Origin of the sequence: Flavobacterium sp., from assembly GCF_027484705.1 — a bacterium.
Taxonomy (GTDB): domain Bacteria; phylum Bacteroidota; class Bacteroidia; order Flavobacteriales; family Flavobacteriaceae; genus Flavobacterium.
The window spans coordinates 118,752-136,368 of record NZ_JAIXSL010000005.1; the positions used below are offsets into that span (position 1 = coordinate 118,752).

Annotated in this window: 12 protein-coding genes; 6 read left to right on the forward strand and 6 right to left on the reverse strand. The window is 41.3% G+C overall.

Features of this window, described 5'->3' with window-relative positions; all coding sequences use genetic code 11:
- Window positions 1–34: 34 nt before the first annotated feature.
- On the reverse strand, window positions 35–331 hold the full coding sequence (locus Q0058_RS01965; protein WP_298221052.1) for an antibiotic biosynthesis monooxygenase family protein: 297 nt from the start codon (window positions 329–331) through the stop codon (window positions 35–37).
- 45 nt (window positions 332–376) lie between these two features.
- Window positions 377–1,225, reverse strand: a complete 849-nt coding sequence (locus Q0058_RS01970) for an SAM-dependent chlorinase/fluorinase (RefSeq protein WP_298221053.1) — start codon at window positions 1,223–1,225, stop codon at window positions 377–379.
- A gap of 104 nt (window positions 1,226–1,329) precedes the next feature.
- Between Q0058_RS01970 and Q0058_RS01975 the strand changes: the two genes are divergently transcribed.
- On the forward strand, window positions 1,330–2,280 hold the full coding sequence (locus Q0058_RS01975) for a PhoH family protein (RefSeq protein ID WP_298221054.1): 951 nt from the start codon (window positions 1,330–1,332) through the stop codon (window positions 2,278–2,280).
- Window positions 2,281–2,287: 7 nt separating this feature from the next.
- Here Q0058_RS01975 and Q0058_RS01980 read toward each other — a convergent pair whose 3' ends face one another.
- The 3 genes from Q0058_RS01980 to Q0058_RS01990 form a co-directional block, all read right to left on the reverse strand.
- On the reverse strand, window positions 2,288–3,286 hold the full coding sequence (locus Q0058_RS01980; protein WP_298221055.1) for a hypothetical protein: 999 nt from the start codon (window positions 3,284–3,286) through the stop codon (window positions 2,288–2,290).
- 84 nt (window positions 3,287–3,370) lie between these two features.
- Window positions 3,371–5,662, reverse strand: a complete 2,292-nt coding sequence (locus Q0058_RS01985) for a BamA/TamA family outer membrane protein (RefSeq protein WP_298221056.1) — start codon at window positions 5,660–5,662, stop codon at window positions 3,371–3,373.
- Window positions 5,662–10,659, reverse strand: a complete 4,998-nt coding sequence (locus tag Q0058_RS01990; protein WP_298221057.1) for a translocation/assembly module TamB domain-containing protein — start codon at window positions 10,657–10,659, stop codon at window positions 5,662–5,664. Before Q0058_RS01990 ends, Q0058_RS01985 begins: the two co-directional genes overlap by 1 nt.
- 229 nt (window positions 10,660–10,888) lie before the next feature.
- Between Q0058_RS01990 and Q0058_RS01995 the strand changes: the two genes are divergently transcribed.
- The 3 genes from Q0058_RS01995 (at window position 10,889) to Q0058_RS02005 (ending at window position 13,088) form a co-directional block, all read left to right on the forward strand.
- Window positions 10,889–11,842: a phosphoribosylaminoimidazolesuccinocarboxamide synthase gene (locus Q0058_RS01995; protein WP_298221067.1), complete on the forward strand. Its 954-nt coding sequence runs from the start codon at window positions 10,889–10,891 to the stop codon at window positions 11,840–11,842.
- Between the two features lie 158 nt (window positions 11,843–12,000).
- Window positions 12,001–12,378 carry an ankyrin repeat domain-containing protein gene (locus Q0058_RS02000; protein ID WP_298221058.1) on the forward strand — a complete coding sequence of 126 codons (378 nt, stop codon included), beginning with the start codon at window positions 12,001–12,003 and terminating at the stop codon, window positions 12,376–12,378.
- A 176-nt stretch (window positions 12,379–12,554) separates the two neighbouring features.
- Window positions 12,555–13,088 (forward strand): hypothetical protein, encoded by a 534-nt coding sequence (locus Q0058_RS02005; RefSeq protein WP_298221059.1) that lies wholly within the window; start codon window positions 12,555–12,557, stop codon window positions 13,086–13,088.
- Between the two features lie 137 nt (window positions 13,089–13,225).
- Here the strand turns inward: Q0058_RS02005 and Q0058_RS02010 are convergent, their stop codons facing one another.
- A complete protein-coding gene (locus Q0058_RS02010; RefSeq protein WP_298221060.1) occupies window positions 13,226–14,314 on the reverse strand; it encodes a M42 family metallopeptidase in 1,089 nt (362 codons plus the stop codon).
- 81 nt (window positions 14,315–14,395) lie between these two features.
- On the opposite strand from Q0058_RS02010, the gene Q0058_RS02015 reads away from it, so the two are divergent.
- The gene (locus tag Q0058_RS02015; RefSeq protein ID WP_298221061.1) at window positions 14,396–15,070 is read left to right on the forward strand and encodes a DUF4294 domain-containing protein; all 675 of its coding nucleotides are present in this window, start codon (window positions 14,396–14,398) and stop codon (window positions 15,068–15,070) included.
- Window positions 15,071–15,144: 74 nt separating this feature from the next.
- Window positions 15,145–17,298: an Ig-like domain-containing protein gene (locus Q0058_RS02020; protein WP_298221062.1), complete on the forward strand. Its 2,154-nt coding sequence runs from the start codon at window positions 15,145–15,147 to the stop codon at window positions 17,296–17,298.
- The last annotated feature ends 319 nt before the right edge of the window (window positions 17,299–17,617 follow it).

The window sequence follows — 17,617 nt, forward strand, 5'->3', positions numbered from 1 at the left end:
GGTGCAGCCGTGTCTGTATAAAGGCGCAGCCGTGTCATTCTAAACTTACCAATTTATCCACGCTCCAAGCTTCCGGTTTGTCATTGAACAGTTTTTTCGTAAATGTCCAGACGTCGTAAAACAATTCCGAACGGCGGTAATTTTCCAAATCATCTTCGGTTTCCCAATAGCTGTAAGTGAAGAAAATACACGGATTGTGCTTGTCCTGATACAATTCCAGAAAACGGTTTCCTTTGGCATTTCGTATTTTGGTTTTCATCAATTCGAAATTGGCGAGAAAAGCCGGAATGTGCTCTTCGTGGAAACTCATTTTTACGATGCGTACGAACATTTGTGATGTGGATTTGGTTATTTGTTGATTTGGTTATTTGAATCGTTATAGGAAATTGATGGTGATGGTGTCGCGATAGCCCAAACCAAGTAGGCTGGAAGCGCTTCCGACACTCATCGGGTTGCTTCTGAAAATGGCGATTTCGAGATGGCCTGCTTCGTTGAAAATCGCGAGTTTATCGCCTTCGTAATTCTTCATCGGGTAATTGCCGACATTCGAAATGTCCGAATATTTCGCCCAGATGTTTTTGATCGGGATTGATCTTTTTTGGTTTTTGCCTTGCATCAGCGGTATTTCATAAGGCCTGCCTTTGGCGACTTCGAGAAAAAGTTTCTTGGTGATGTTCGTCACGACATTGCCGAAATGATCGATATAAATTACGGAACCTTTAATGGAATTCTTATCCGAAGCCACCATAGGCTGCAATTCCGTAATCTGTTTGATGCTCGTGATTTCCTTGCCGACGACATTCAATAGTCCGCCTTTGGCTAAATGGCAAGCGACTTTCACGAACAAATCCAAATCAGTAGCTTCTACAGGCAAACGATCGTGGATATTGATCGCGACCATTTTTTGCGGTTTGAAGTTTTGGATCAGCATGCTCAGGATTCCGTTGTCGGCACAGATGAAATAATGGTCGTTCCATTGGATGGCGATGTGCTGGTTTTCTTTATTGAGTTCGGCATCCACACCAATAAGGTGTACGGTTCCTTTGGGAAAACTCGAATAACTCGCGCCGATGATGTAGCTCGCCTCGGAAGTATTAAACAAATCGATGTCGTGCGAGATATCGATAATCACGGCTTCAGGATAATCTGTAAGGATTTTGCCTTTCAAGGCTCCCACAAAATGATCTTTCAAACCGTAATCGGTCGTCAGCGTAATTATTGACATAAAATTGTTTATAAATAAAAAGAGAACAGAACTAAAAACTCAGTAAATTTGAATGCAAAGCTACTAATTATAGTAACAAATTTTTAATTTAATACGACTTCCTTTTGAACGAAAGAATAATTGATCTCAACGACATCGCCCCTAAAGAATTCTGGGGCGCCCAAGATTCTCATCTTGAAACCATTAAAAAGTACTATCCTAAATTAAAAATTGTAGCTCGGGGCACGACCTTAAAGGCTTTCGGAGAAAAAGAAGTCCTCGATGAGTTTGAAGTCCGATTCAACCGCCTGATGCAGCATTTCACGCGGTACAACCGAATCGATGATAACGTCATCGAGCGCGTGATTCAAAGCAATTCTCAGGATGAACAACGCATGCCAGACCACGACAAAATTTTAGTGCACGGAATCGGTGGAAAAATCATCAAAGCGATGACACCCAACCAGCAATTGCTTGTCGATACGATCAACAAAAACGATATGGTTTTTGCCGTGGGTCCAGCCGGAACCGGAAAAACCTATACCGGTGTCGCACTCGCTGTAAAAGCATTGAAAGACAAAGAAGTCAAAAGAATCATTCTAACGCGTCCGGCCGTTGAAGCGGGCGAGAACCTCGGTTTCCTTCCGGGTGATATGAAAGAGAAACTAGATCCGTATATGCAACCTTTATACGATGCGTTGCGCGATATGTTGCCACCACAATCGCTTGAAGATTACATTCTCAAAGGCATCATTCAGATTGCACCGTTGGCTTTTATGCGCGGAAGAACGTTAGACAACGCTTTCGTAATACTCGATGAAGCTCAGAACACGACGCATTCGCAAATGAAAATGTTCCTCACACGTATGGGAAAAAACGCCAAGTTCATGATTACCGGCGATCCGGGTCAGGTCGATTTGCCTCGAAGAACGATTTCGGGTTTGAAAGAAGCGTTATTAGTTCTTAAGGACATCGAAGGCATCGGCATCATTTACTTGGACGACAAAGACATTGTGCGCCACAGACTTGTGAAGAAAGTTATCGATGCCTACAAACAAATAGAGAATACTGATTAATTCTATACTATTCAAAACATTGTAACAACCAAAACTGCAGATCGTAATAGGTCATTTTCAAAGCGCCGCCAACATTCCATCGGCGGTTTTGGTTTTCCAGTCGATTTCCGTCATAAACATAATAGTACTGATTGCCGATGCGTTGCATATCGAGCTGGTGCATGCCTGCATTGAATTCAGGAATATCGGGTTGGTCTTTGAGGTATAACGGTTTTCTTCTACTCACTTTATAATCTCCATTTTTAAAATCAAGATTGTAAAGCGATAGTCCGTAACCATAGCCGTCAAGACAACTCTGTACCGGAAGCAATAAATCCTTACCATTTGCAAAAAAACGTCCGCCCGGCCTTGATTCACTGCCAGTAATTACAGTATGTTTTTTGTGTGGTTTCCATCTCCCAAACAACGAGTCCGCGACAAACATTTTCATGCCGAGTTTCCCGTCATAGGCGACAAGGATGTTCAACGAATCAGAAAGATATATCGTAGGATCCCGCAGACTGATATCGTGTATTAAAGTATCGCAAATTTTCCAGTCGAAAGGAAAATGCTGTGCCTTATACATCAGAACCTGGTTCGATTCATGGCATTCAGGAATCATATAAAACTCCTGCTTATAACTGATTACTTGTGGATAGGATAAATGAAAAGGCTGTTTAAGTACCGTGCCATGATAATTATAGTGCACACCATCTGAAGAAGTCATTAACCCAATTACCGCTTCTCTTCGCGTTGTTAACTGGTGTTCAAAAAACAAATAAAAAGTGTCGCGCACTTTCAAAAAGAATGGATCTGCAAGAAACTTAGTTTCTCGATGGTATTGATTTAGTTTTTCGAGCGAATAAATCGCATTGGTGTGTACTGGTATACTATCAGGGAAACTAGAAGCTTGTCCGTAGCCGACTGACCAAGGTCCCACATTTTTAATTTTAAAAGGAGTTCTGGAGTTGATGATGGCAATCAAAATCAATCCGGATAGAGTAATAAATAGTAGCACTTTTTTCATCGCAAAGAATTATCTAAAATATTTTTAGGTATTCCAGAGGACAACAGTACAAAAAAAATGTTAAATTTAAATACTTTTCTAAAATTAAAAAGGATAGCCGATGGCCAGATTGAATACCAGATTATCCTTGCGCCAAGGTCCGTTTCCAAAATTCACCTGATCGATTACCCAACGCTGACCATCCGGTAAATAAGGAATCCGCAAAGGAAATGCAAGATCGGTACGCAAAACCAAAAAAGACAAATCAAAACGCAATCCGGCTCCGGCGCCCACGGCAAGTTCGTTGAGGAATTTCCCTGAAAACTTAGCGCCTGGTTTATCTGTGTTGTCGTTCATCAACCAGATATTTCCCGCATCTACGAACAGCGCGCCATTCACTACACTGAAAAGCTTCGCCCGATATTCCGTATTGATTTCAAACTTGATATCGCCCGACTGATCCGGTAAAAAGACATTGGTCTGCATTTCTGCATTGAAAGTTCCAGGCCCAATTGAACGCGCCCGGAAAGCCCTCAAACTATTCGTTCCGCCAATAAAAAACTGTTTGACATAAGGCATTTCGGCAGAATTCCCATAAGCATAACCGGCACCGACAATGATGCGGCTTGCCAATTTCGAATTGTCGCCCAACTTCATATAATGCCTGAATTCCGCTTCGGCTTTGGCAAATTGGCTGAACGGAACGCTGAGCACTTTAATCGTGTCGCCTTTTTTGATATCTGCTTTAGTCAACAATCCCGTTAAAGTTCCCGCCAAATCAAAAGCGCCTTTAAAATAAAACGTATGCTTCTTAGCCGTTTCCATGGTGTTGGTGTAGGTGTAAGAATAGTTCGGTCCAAAGATCAGTTGCTTTTCAATGACTTTGTTGAGTGATTCGTTCGTTGCGGCCTGTTCGCGGTACAAAGGCGTCACATGCGATGGGCTTACATAAGTGATTTCGCTCACATTGAGCTGGTGTTCTTTCCTGAGATTCTCCTTCCACATATAGCCGAACGACGCTTTGAACGAATTCAGCGAATAGAGTTTTGCCCGGAGTTGGTATTCATAACCCAACGTGGCTTTAGTTTTGGGAACAAATCCGCTTGAGGAATTTGTCTTAAAAGGCGTCAAAAATCGCGGCCAAATGAGGTTCATTTCTGTTCCTGCGCGATACACGTCGAAGCCTTGGTTTTGCCCGCCAAGTTGCACTTCAAGACCGCCAAAAAGGCTTACATTGAACAACTCTGCACCACGAAAAGTATTGCGGTTGCTCCAGCTGATGTTGAGTTCAGTTCCCGTATAATTGGCAGAATTCGTTTTTCCTAATACTTCAATACGAAAGGATTTTCTTGTGAGCGGCGTCAGATAATAAAACGCATTGAGATAATTTCCAATAGTGTCGGCAATCGTAAACTGGTTTTTGACGAATTTGAAAGTTCCTAAATTGACCAAACGGTTCAACGATAAATTATGGTTCGTGCGGTTGTATAAATCATTGCGTTTGAAATACAACGTCCGGTCGAAGATTCTCGGATTGAAGATTTTCTCCGGATCGATGATCGTAAAATCGTGGTATTTCTGAATCGAATCCGAAGTCGTTACCACTTTATCAGTATTGACGGAATAATTCGGATAAACAATGATGTCGTTGATTTTGTAAACGTTTCTCGCGAGTTTCGGCGTTTCGGGTTTCACTTTCAGAAGCAAATCGACCTGATGCGTTCCGACGGTGCTATCCACCTGAACTTTCAGATAATCGGCGCCAAAAAAGAAATAACCTTTTTCTTTAAGATGCGTATCGATGCGTTGCCGTTCGGCTTTGACTTTATCAAGGTCATAAGTTTCTCCAACTTTGAGGAAACTTTTGTCTTTAATCGTCATCATCGCCTGTTCGAGCGCCATCGTATCGGCAGGATAAATCACGTTTTTGATTTTGTAAGGACTTCCGGGTTTTACCAGAAAATCAGCACTGGCGCGTTTTCCCCTTCGCGTAGAATCCGAGGCAACTCTAGTTTGAAAAAAGCCTTTATTCTCAGCGTAATTCCGCAACACATTCTTATTGAATTCCGAATCAAACTGACTAAAAAGCACCGGCGGTTCCCCGACTTTGTAACGCAACCAATGGCGGAAACCTTTTTCCTTTTTGGGTTCGCCCGCAATGTTGTAGATGTAAAGTTTAAAACGCAGCCCGAGCACTTTGCTGTTGGGCTTCGGTCGCAGCATGTCTTGCATCGATTTGCGCAGGTTTTTGCGTTCTTTCTTTGAAATTGAATCATCCTCAACCTTCACTTTTCCTCCGGTATACAATAAATCGCCTTTGGGCAAATATTTGGTATTGCTGCACGAAGAAGCCAGAAAGAGCAGGAGCAAGCTGAAGTATAGCGTTTTCGTTTTCATTACAGTTTCTTTTTAGGTTCCAGTTTGATCTTGTCTTTTTTCGCAGAGTGGAAAATCTCGCGGAATTTGTCGTAATTCAAAGTGATGATGAAAGCCACACCGGTTTCAATGACTTGCCCCTGCAAAGCCACCTGATACTGGTTTTTGCGATAAGCGCGCACGCGGTATCTTCCGTCTTTCGACAATTGGTAATCGGCGGAAATATCGCCCGCAATATTGTTCGCTTGTTGGTTGGCTTGTTGTTCTCCTTCGAGTGCGAAACTGCTGCCCACAGTCACTTTGAGGCGGTCGTCGAGCAATCTTTGGGAAACACCGACATTGAGATCGGTTCTGTTTTGGCGTTCACCTGTAGTATAATCGTCCGTTGATTCGAGGTCAAAATCTAGTTCCACGCCTTTGACTAAATCGCCCGCCAAATTATTGAGTTGCTGCGACAAAATTTTACTCGCGCTTTGTCGGGCTAAGGCGTTGGTAGAAGTTCCGTCAGATTCACTCGCGAAAGGATTTTCCCCAATGAAACGGTTCAAAAGCAATAAGGCAAAAACCTGTTTGTTGAGTTCGGACGGTTCCTGGCGCAATTGTGTCAACCGCGTTTGCGTGCTGTTGATGATTTCTGTCGATACGGAATTGTTGCCTTCGGGAAGCACGATGTCGAACGTGATGTCTGGTTTGAGCAATTCACCTTTCATAATCAACTCGGTTTCGAATGGAATTTTTTGTTTGTAAGTGTTGCGCACATCAGCCGCCACATTCCCGAGTTGGTCGCCCAAAAGATCGATCGGAGCGGCGTCAGTTTTGTATACAGCGGTGATGTTGATATCGGCTTGCGTCGGTTCGCCAGTCCATAGAATGTAGCTTCCTTCCTTGATGTCAAATTTCCTTTTGAGCAGACTGAATGTCATTTCGTAAGTTCCTTCGGTGAATTCGTAACGCCCAGCCAAAGTAGTTTTTCCTGAGGAATCGATGCCACCGGTCAGACGCGCTTCGCCTTTGAGTTTGAGATAATCACCGTTGCCTTTGTCAATAATCATGGTCAGTTCGGCCTGTTTGTCAATCTGAATGTTGACCGAAGCTTCAAGCCCTTTGAGCTGGGTTTGCGCAATCGTATCGTTGACGATAAGTTTTTGGTTTAAAGTAACATCATCCTGATCGATGAATTCGACGATGCCTTCGCGGTCTGCAATCGACGGATCTTGTTGTGGCAAAACTACCGTGAGTTTGGTGTCTTCGTTGACATCGATGTTGCCGTCGATGATCGGTTTGTCGGTATTGCCTTTGATTTTGAGCCGCGTATCGACAAACAACTGGCCATAAAACAATTTGTTGTCCTGTTCTTTGGAATTCAGCACACGAAAATTATCAGCACCGACCGATAGATTGAAATCGTAATCCTTAAAATTCGTGGTCGGCATTGTGCCTTGAACCACCAGAATGTTGTCTTGTTCGTCGCTCACCACAAAACGGTCGATCACAATCCCGTTTTCATTCACGACGATTTTATCATTCATCGATTTGAAATAGGAATTGAACTGTTTGACGCGGAACGCAATCTCATTGAACTGCAGATCGCCATTGATATGCGGCGCTTCCGGCGTTCCTTTGACTTTAAACTTTCCTGTAAAAAAACCACTTCCTTGCGTGATGTTGCCCATCGAAAAACCCTGGACGCTTTTGAGGTTGAGTTGCTGCAAATCCAGATTCATGTCAATGCTGTTTGATCTGGAATTGTAATTTCCGTCGAGCACCACATTGTTGTCCTGTCCGGTAATCACGATGTTGGTTTTGTAAGTGCTGGCGATGTCATTACTCACTTTGATCGCTAAATTCCCAATCGTATCTTTCCGGAAATTGAAATCGGCCACCTTCAAATCTGCGGTAAAAAGTACCGTTTTCATTAAATCCCTGACTTGCGCTTTTCCGTTGATTTTTCCGCCGACCGTAAGCGAATCTTTCTGCGCGATGTTGGTCAATGTCTCAATTTTAAATTCCTTAAATTCGACATTCAACGGTGCATTCGGACGATTCGATTCCGATTGTAGACTCAGTTGGTTGTTGTCTTTTTCAAACGCCACTTCATTCGCATAGATTCCGTTTTTTCCAAAACGAAGCATGTTTTCAGGATTCATATTCCACGGCTCGTAATTCAAAGTCAGTTTGTCGATGAGTTTGATTTCAGTATAAGCTGGCGTGGCTTTCATCGTACCGGCAAGCATGTAACGTTCTTTGTCTTTGTCGTCTTTAAGCAGCAAAACATAATCTACAAGATTGTTTTGAATTTTCCCCGACAAACTTGTATAAGGCAATTGGAACGACGCGTTCTGGATGTCATCGACAAGCACCGCATAGACCAAAACATCTTCTTTTGTATCGATATTGATGCTGCCGTTGGTGAGCGTATTTTCCTGATAAATGACTTTTGGAATGCTTGCACTAAGTACGATGGTATCGTTCATGGAATTGTAACGCCCGACAATACCAATCGGTTCTAAACTTTTCAGATCCGGAACTAACTGGAAAAGAATCGGATGGTCTTTAACTGTCACATTGAAAGCCAATTGCTGTGTCGAAAGCGTAGCTTTTTTTGCTGTCGGGTTGGGGTTGTAATATTTAGCAATGGAATTGGTAATCGCATTGCTGATTTGCGATAGTTTATATTGGCCATTGACATCGGCATCCAAAATTTGCGAACGTACTGCTATCGTATTTTTTTCAGCGGTCGCCGTTGCGGTTACAGTAATCGTATCGAGCACAAATTCGTTTTTGGCATTCGCAATTCTCAAATGATGTAAAAACAGCTTTCCATTGAGATAATCGATGTCAGCTGTTGGGAAATCCGCATCAATCTGACCTTTGAGTTTTAACGGGCCGGCGTGAAGATTCAGTTTTTCAAGATCGGCAATATCGACATTCATTTTGAGTTTGACTGCAGGATATTTGTCTTTGAAATTGCCTTCGGTTTTTAAATCAAAAGCGAGGTTCGGGTCTTTCATTGATACGATAGCTTGGAGCAAACCATTACCGGCTTTCCCTTTGATACTGGCGTTTTTATAAGTGTATTGGTCGTATTGCGCGCTGCTGATTTTTGCATCAACTGAAGCCACGGCAGTTTTTGGATTCAGTCCAATTCCGTTGATATTGGCTTGCAATGAAATTTTACCCAAAGCCGGATTTTTGAGCAGTTTGCCCAAATCGAAATTGCTGAAACTCGTATTCGCCTGATAAATTTCGTGGTCTTTGCTTTGGCTGTTAAAATTGGCTTTGACCGTCGCATTCCCGAAACTGCTGGTCAGATTCATGTTGGTCAGAAAGGCTGTCATTGTTCCTTTGAACGTGCCGCGGGTCGATAGTTTTGCAGGCAATTGTATCGTGCTGGGAATCGCATTTTTCGGAACGAAACTGTAAATATCTTTTGAGGTAGTTTCTAACTGGCGGATGTTCATGTTGAAATACGCTTTTTGTGCATCAGGCAAGCCGACTATCGTTCCGCTCGTAGTTAGTTTTGTGTTGCCGATACCACTGATTTCAAGGTTTTGAATGCGGATGTTGCTGACTTGACCGTTGATTTTTCCATTAATCTTTACGATTGCATTCGCATTGCTTTTGAACGGATTGGTTTCGGCGAGTTGTGGTGCGAAAATCAGGATGTCTTTGAAACCAACTTGACTTCCTATAAGATTCGCATCAACTTTAAATTGACCGACATTTTTGGAAGCGCTTTCAATCGATGGATAGCCTACAATGATTTCGTTTTTGACCAAAGTTTGAGGTGTTTTTAAATATAGTTTTTTAAGATAAGCTGATTTGGCACCGTAGTAAAACTCGGTTTTGAGCGACTGCACATCGACGCCGCTTTTTTCCTGAACCGTGAACGCATAGATTTTTCCTGAAATGCCTTGATCAGAATAAGTGAATTGTTCGCCATCGAGGTTGAAGTTTTTAACATCGAGATGTTTGTAATCGATGCCTTTTTTTGTGCGTACGGAGTTTTCATCATTAAATCGAAATGCAATCGCTTTTAAATTCGCCTGATTCAGCTTAATCTGCCAGCTTTTTTCTGGTAATTTTGTATTGGGCGCCGCTTTGGTTTCGGGCAGTTTGTTTTCTTTTTTGACGAGCGTAAGGCCACCGTTGAGTTTGTTGATATCAAGGCTTTCAAGATCGATAATTTGTTTTTGCAGATCAAAAGTATTGACGCGAATTAAAGATTTTTCAAGCGTCAGTCCGGTGTTGAGATTGGTTCCGGCATTTTCATATTGAACATCGATTTTTGACAATACGATTTGTCCGAGCTTAAGTTTCAGGTCGGATTTTTTGGCTAATGAATCGGCTATTTTTTTAGAGGTTTCTGCAATTTCATGCGCAAGTAATCCTTGTTTTAACCTTAATTTCAAACCGTCTAATTTGATTTTAGGAACATCGAAATTGAGGTTGTCAAGGTCGAATTTTTCGATTCTGGTGTCAAAATGTTCGATGCTGGCTTTGAGGTCGTTTTTGGTAATCGCGTCCTCGAAAGTCAGTTTGATTTTGTCGAGATTCACATCACTGATTGAGATTTTTGTTTTGGTCGTGGATTTCGGTTTGTCTTCTTTGGAGGCAAACGCTTTGATGATGTAATCGAAATTGAAAACGGAATCGCGGTTTCTCGAGATATGAGCATTGATGCCGCTTAAGTCGATGCTGTTAATCTCAACTTCGCTGTTGAGGAGTTTGAAAAGTGAAATGTTGACGGCAATTTTCCGGCCATACAATAAGGTGTCTTTTTGCTGGCTTTCGAGATAGACGCGTTCCAGCATCACATCTTTGGGAAAACCGATATTGATGTGCCCGATCATCACTTTGGTGTGAATTTTCCCTTCGAGGTAAGTGACGGCCTTGTCTTTAATTTTATTCTGAACGTATGGAATCTGGATGATAAGAACCAACAATAGGCACAGCATGAATAAGGACAAGATTGTCCAAAGCAAAATTTTTGCGCCTTTTTTAAAGTATTGTTTCAAATCTGTCGGTTTGGTTACTGGTTAGGTTTTTTGGCGAATGTCAAATTAGGGTCAATATACAACTTAAAAATCCTGTTTCCTAAGTAAAGGTGCGGATTTATAGGTTTATTCTTTTTATACAATTAGGGTTTTATATTACAATATTTTAAAACGAAGAATGTCAGATTGCATTTTGTGTATCCCTCAAAACAATGTATTTTTGTGCCATACTACACAACAACTCACTACAATGAACAACACGATTACCACAACCCATTTCAATTTTCCAAACCAAAAATCCGTTTACCGCGGTAAAGTCCGGGAAGTCTACAACATCAATGATCAATATTTAGTCATGGTGGCCACTGACAGGCTTTCAGCTTTTGATGTCGTTTTACCAAAAGGCATTCCTTATAAAGGGCAAATCCTGAACCAGATCGCGACCAAATTCATGGAACTCACTAAAGATATCGTACCGAATTGGCTCATTGCCACGCCTGATCCGAATGTGGCTGTCGGGCATTTGTGCGAACCTTTTAAAGTGGAAATGGTCATTCGCGGGTATCTGTCAGGACACGCTGCGAGAGAATATGCTTTTGGGAAAAGAATGCTTTGCGGTGTTGCTTTTCCAGATGGATTGAAAGAAAATGATAGACTTCCTAATCCTATTATTACACCAACAACCAAAGCCGATAATGGCGCACATGATGAGGATATTTCGCGCGAGGCGATTTTAGCAAAAGGAATTGTTTCAGAAGCGGATTATTTGATTCTCGAAAAATATACGCGCGCGTTATTTCAACGCGGAACTGAGATTGCGGCAAGCCGTGGATTAATACTCGTAGATACCAAATACGAATTCGGCAAAACCAAAAACGGAGAAATTGTATTGATTGATGAAATCCACACGCCGGATTCTTCTCGTTATTTTTATCTCGAAGGTTATCAGCAGCGTCAGGAAAGGGGAGAAGAACAGAAGCAATTGTCTAAGGAATTCGTAAGGCGCTGGCTGATTGAAAATGGATTTCAGGGAAAAGAAGGCCAGCAAATTCCGGAAATGACGGATGATTATATTGCATCGGTTTCTGAGCGTTATATAGAATTGTATGAGAATATTATTGGGTTACCATTTGTGAAAGCCGATATTTCCAATATTGATAAACGCATCGAACATAACGTGCTTCAGTATTTAAAGTCTTTGTAAATCATTTTATTTTTATTGAACTTACCGCATCCCACAAGGTGCGGTTTTTTTATGCTTGATGAAAATTAATTTAATGTTAAATACAGTCTTATTCGTAACGATTAATTTCTAAGAGCGTCTATTGACTTAAAATCATCAATCAATTAAAATCAAATCACATGAAAAAATCAATTGTTTATCTAGGGTTGGCGTTGGTCACTTTTACTGCGCCTGTTTTTGCGACTAATACTGTTGAAACATCAACACAAAGAGTTCTTTCTAATTATGGTAAAAACACACCATTATGCATTGCTATTCAAAAAGGGGAATTCGACCTCGTTAAAAAGCTCATAGAATATGGAGCGGATGTTAATGAAAAATCATTCGGTATGACCCCTTTGATGGTCGCAGCCCGATACAACAAAACCGAAATTATCAAATTCTTATTGGCCAATGGAGCCAATGTAAATGATAAAGACGAGAAAGGATTTACAGCACTACGGTATGCCGAGCTCTCGATTGCCAATGAAGCGGTTTCTGTTCTGAAACAAGCCTAAAAGCTTTGAAGCCAGTGATTATTCACTGGCTTTTTTTTATTTTTAACGAAATTTAAAATGTTAATATATTGTTAAAATTAAGTACTATGCAAAACAAGGTATTTGCTTTTAGCCTTATCTTTGTATAAGAAATTAATAGAAACAAAAAATCATCATCAATAAAAAATCAAATCAAAATGAAAAATTCAATCGTATTATTAGGAATGGCAGTCTTAGTGTTCAATTTGACTACAGCAGCCAACACTTCAAAAGCAATCAATAAAACGGTAACGATTGCCACTGAAGATCAAGGAGCATTATTTTCCACAGAAAACAATCCTTTGGAAAAAAGAAATTTCGCACCCGTCGAAGATCAGGCGATTTTAAATCCAGCGGCCGTCATCGGAACTACTTATGAGAAATCAATCGAGGAAATCATCGCTGAGAATAATCAAATCACCGAAGACCAAATTACTGATGAAGGGGTTTTTTACTTTGAAGCGCCATCAATAGAAAACATCATCCAGGAAAACAACAAAATCATTGAAAGCCAGGATACTGCTGAAATTCGCCCATTGTATCTCGAAAGAACCATCGAAGACCAGATTGCTGAAGACAACGCGATTATTGAAAGCAACGTCGCCAACATTCTTGAACCTTTGGATTTCGAAACTATCAACAAAAAAAGTTTCACCATGAAACAGAATAACAAATTAGTTGGGATGAACTAACAAAAACTACTTTAAATAAAAAAAGCATCATGATAAACGTGATGCTTTTTTTTAGCCCTGATAGGAACGATATCCTTTTGTTCTGGTGTTCAGAACAAAAGATTTAGTGTATAGCAGGAAATAGCTCCTAAATATTATTATTTAAAATAAGAAAAATCTTCCTCGTTTTTAATGTTTAATAATGTTTCGTAGATCAATTTTATAACGTTCTCAACATCTTCTTTATGCACCATTTCAACAGTCGTGTGCATGTAACGCAAAGGAAGTGAAATCAGTGCTGAAGCCACGCCACCGTTGCTGTAAGCAAACGCATCAGTGTCTGTTCCTGTAGCTCTTGAAGTTGCATGACGCTGGAAAGGGATTTTGTTTTTCTCGGCCGTGTTGACGATGAGTTCGCGCAGTTTGTTTTGAACTGCAGGCGCATAAGCGATTACCGGTCCTTTGCCCATTTGCAGGTCGCCTTCGATTTTCTTTTCGATCATTGGCGTTGTGGTGTCGTGACAAACATCAGTGACAATCGCAACATTTGGCTTTATCGTGTTGGTAATCATTTCAGCACCGCGTAATCCGATTTCTTCTTGTACTGAATTCGTAATATATAAACCGAAAGGCAGTTTCTTTTTGTTCTCGTGCAACAGACGCGCTACTTCGGCTATCATGAATCCGCCCATGCGGTTATCGATCGCGCGACAGACGAATTTATCTTCGTTGAGGATCATGAATTCGTCGGGATAAGTGATGACACAACCCACATGAACACCGAGTTTTTCTACTTCTTCTTTAGTGGCGCAACCGCAATCGATGAAAATGTTATTTAAGCTTGCCGCTTCTTCCTTACCACGGTTTCTCGTATGGATTGCAGGCCAGCCAAAGACACCTTTGACGATACCGTTTTTAGTATGAATGTTGACGCGTTTAGAAGGCGCAATCTGGTGGTCGGAACCACCGTTTCTGATGACATAAATCAGTCCGTTGTCGGTGATATAATTGACGTACCATGAAATCTCATCGGCGTGTCCTTCAATCACGACGCGGTATTTGGCTTCTGGATTGATGACGGCTACGGCGCTTCCGTAGGTATCCGTGATGAAAGTATCCACGTACGGTTTGAGATAATCCATCCAGATTTTCTGGCCTTCAGCTTCGTAGCCGGTTGGCGAGGCGTTGTTCAGGTATTGTTCTAAAAAGGCAATCGAAGATTTTTTCAGTATTGATTTCGTACTCATGGTTGTTTTTTGGGCTAATTTATAAATTTGGCATTACAGTTGCGTAATTAATGCCTAATTTTGACTCATAAATTTTCTGCTATGAAGTTTAGACTTTTGATCCCCAGCTTTTTTTTATTTTCGATTTCGCTGAACGCCCAAATCACGGAACAGGACAGTACCAAAATGGGATATGTGCTGAAGGAAACTGATACACTTTCTCAACCCATTCAATTAGAGGAAATTACCGTTTATAAAGACAACATGGACGCTGAAAGTAAGAAGCAATTTTTGCTACTGCGCAACCGCGTTTATAAAGTCTACCCTTATGCAAAAGTCGCTGCCGAGCGTCTGACGGTTTTAAATAAAAATATGGATGCGTTGAAAACCAGTCGTGAGAAAAGAAAATATTTCAAGATCGTCGAGGATTATATGCAGAACGAATTTGAACCCAAGCTTAAAAAACTCTCCCGCAAGCAAGGGCAAATTTTAGTCAAACTGATTAACCGCCAAACCGGTTTTACTACTTACGAACTCATTAAGGATTATAAGAGTGGTTGGAAGGCTTTCTGGTCTAATGCCACAGCAAGCGCTTTTGACATCAGCCTTAAAAGAAAATATTTACCGTATCAAGACAATGAGGATTTTCTCATAGAAACGATTTTAGTACGTGCCTTCGATCACGGAAGATTGGTCAGACAAGAAGCCGCGACGCCCATTGATTATGATAAATTGTCGGATTATTGGGAAGAAAAAGCCAAGCAGGTCAATAAATAGTTAAGAATTTTATTTATACAAAGAGTTTGTTACTTAAAAAGGTATATTTTTACAAGGTAACAAACTCTTTTTTTATGAAAAAATATTACCCATTGGTTATTGTTTTGTTGGTAGCATTTCAGTCGCAATCGTATGGTTTTTCTACGTCTGATTGCATCAGACAAACTCCAAAAAATCAGGCAAGACTAGCTGTTCCTGTGATTTCGGGTAACTTCAGCATTTGTTTGCCTGGTCCTAATACGACACAACTGACAGCTTCGGAACTACCAGCAGCCATAAACCCTTGGATTTCTTCAAATACTGCTGTGGCTACAGTCAATAATACCGGATTGGTCACAGCCGTAAGTTTTGGGGCCACCACTATAACTTATACGGATAATTTAGGCGTGAATGCGAGTGTGAATGTTTATGTCAGTACCTTTCCGACAATAACTTCGCCGTCTGGATCGTATACAACATGTGAAGGTGGAACACTTCAATTGAACGGTTCTGTATTTCCTAATGCCGTAACGCCTTGGGCATCCTCAAATCCTGCTATCGCTACTGTAGACAATACAGGTCTTGTAACTGGTGTTTCGGGCGGAACCTGTAGCATTATCTATCAAAACATAGGAGGTTGTTCCGTGGCAAAGACCATCACCATAGACCCATTGCTTATTCCGACAATTACCTGCGGCGCATCAACTGAAAATCAGATTACAATAAATTGGACTCCGGTACCTGGTGCTACAACTTACACTACAGTTTATACGGTCAACGGTGGGGCATTTGTTTTAGGCGGCTTTGGAGTCTTAACCACTTTTACAAAAACAGGATTGTCAGCGGGAGATACCGTCAGTTTTTACGTTACGCCATCTGGTCCGGTAGGAAGCTGTTTTAGTTCTGGTACGGTCACTTGCAGCACCAGTACCAATTGCGACGAAACCAATACACCCGCTCAACCCGTAGTAACGCTTCTCCAACCAACTTGTAGTGTTTCAACGGGAAGTATTGCCATTGCAGCAGTGGCAGGAAATACTTATAGCTTTGATGGCGGCCCATACACAACAACACTTCTTTACAGCGGACTCTTAGCTGGTTCAATACATTCCGTTACAGCTAAAAATGCGGCAGGTTGCATTTCCAGTGTTACTTCGGTAACTATCGGCAACCAGCCTTCAAATCCCGCAGCCACATTAACTTTAACTTCGCCGATTGGTTCAACAGCTCAAAGTACATGTTTATTTACTGCAATAACACCGGTTGTTTTTACAGTCGGTGGTGGTGCCACTGGAGCGTCGTTAATTTCGGGAAGTGTGCCTTCAGGATTTACTGGAACTTTTAATCAGTCTTTAGGAATATTCACTTTAAGCGGAATACCAACCGAATTAGGAACATTCAGTTATCTCGTGGCAACTACAGGCGGCTGCGGTACAGCCACGCAATCAGGAACCATAACCGTATATCCAACGGCTACAATAACATTGGCATCTTCACCTAGTTCAGCTAACCAAGTAGTATGTTTTAATAGTCCTATTTCCCCGACAAGCTATACCATAGGCAATGGTGCGTTAAGCGCTACGGTTTCTGCTGGAAGTTTGCCCGCGGGTCTGAATGCTATTTTCTCAGCCGGTTCGCTTATCATCAGCGGCACGTCATTGCAATCGGGAACGTTCCCATATACAGTCATGACAACCGGTGGGTGTGGTACAGCATCGTTATCAGGAGTAATCGTAGTAAATCCATTGCTAGATTATTTATCTTGCGACGCATCACAAACCACATCGCCCAATTCCGTTTATTTCGATTGGCAGCCCATACCCGGCGTAACTAGTTATGTCTATTCTTATTCTATTAATGGAGGTCCGTATATTTATGGTACTACGAGTGTTTCGCATTATGAAGTGTTGGGTGTTTTACCCGGACAAGATGTTTTTTTTACGGTATCGGAAACTACAACGGTTTGCTCAAGTTCCATTACCACGACCTGCACAAATTTATCCAATGAAGTATTTCAGGACGAAGCGTTCCGGTATTTCCCAAATCCGGTAAGCAATCTACTGAATCTGACCAATGCTAATCCTATCAATAGTGTAGTTATTATCAATTCTCTTGGCCAGAGCGTTTTGAATAAATCCTATAATGCAAATTCCATCCAAATCGACCTTTCGAGTTTAGCGCCAGGCATTTACTTAGTCAAATTGTCTTCTGATTACAATACTAAAACGATTAAAATAGTTAAGGAATAATTTTTCCTCAGGAGCTTCATCCCGCTCTCCAATACAATCTTTGGCACCGAACCCCGGCGCCAAAGGATTTCCATTGCGATCGGGGCTAGGATTGCGGTTAAACAAAAAAACTTTCCTCTTCAACCAACGCACGTCCAGTAAGTTATAAACAAAGCGAAAAAAAAGGTTAGAAAATATTTGCAGAAAAGTAAAAGAAGTGTTTATCTTTGCACCCCGCAGAAGGGAATATGTTCTTTTAAATTACTGGTAATAAGCGAGAAGAAAATAAAATTAAAATTTATTTTACAAAACGCTTGCAGGAACAAAAAGAATGGTTACT

Bases quoted from the DNA above. Each gene is read 5' to 3' on its own strand.
- Q0058_RS01965 (WP_298221052.1), bottom strand. From the start codon at position 331: ATGTTCGTACGCATCGTAAAAATGAGTTTCCACGAAGAGCACATTCCG.
- Q0058_RS01970 (WP_298221053.1), bottom strand. From the start codon at position 1,225: ATGTCAATAATTACGCTGACGACCGATTACGGTTTGAAAGATCATTTT.
- Q0058_RS01980 (WP_298221055.1), bottom strand. From the start codon at position 3,286: ATGAAAAAAGTGCTACTATTTATTACTCTATCCGGATTGATTTTGATT.
- Q0058_RS01985 (WP_298221056.1), bottom strand. From the start codon at position 5,662: ATGAAAACGAAAACGCTATACTTCAGCTTGCTCCTGCTCTTTCTGGCT.
- Q0058_RS01995 (WP_298221067.1), top strand. From the start codon at position 10,889: ATGAACAACACGATTACCACAACCCATTTCAATTTTCCAAACCAAAAA.
- Q0058_RS02000 (WP_298221058.1), top strand. From the start codon at position 12,001: ATGAAAAAATCAATTGTTTATCTAGGGTTGGCGTTGGTCACTTTTACT.
- Q0058_RS02005 (WP_298221059.1), top strand. From the start codon at position 12,555: ATGAAAAATTCAATCGTATTATTAGGAATGGCAGTCTTAGTGTTCAAT.
- Q0058_RS02010 (WP_298221060.1), bottom strand. From the start codon at position 14,314: ATGAGTACGAAATCAATACTGAAAAAATCTTCGATTGCCTTTTTAGAA.
- Q0058_RS02015 (WP_298221061.1), top strand. From the start codon at position 14,396: ATGAAGTTTAGACTTTTGATCCCCAGCTTTTTTTTATTTTCGATTTCG.
- Q0058_RS02020 (WP_298221062.1), top strand. From the start codon at position 15,145: ATGAAAAAATATTACCCATTGGTTATTGTTTTGTTGGTAGCATTTCAG.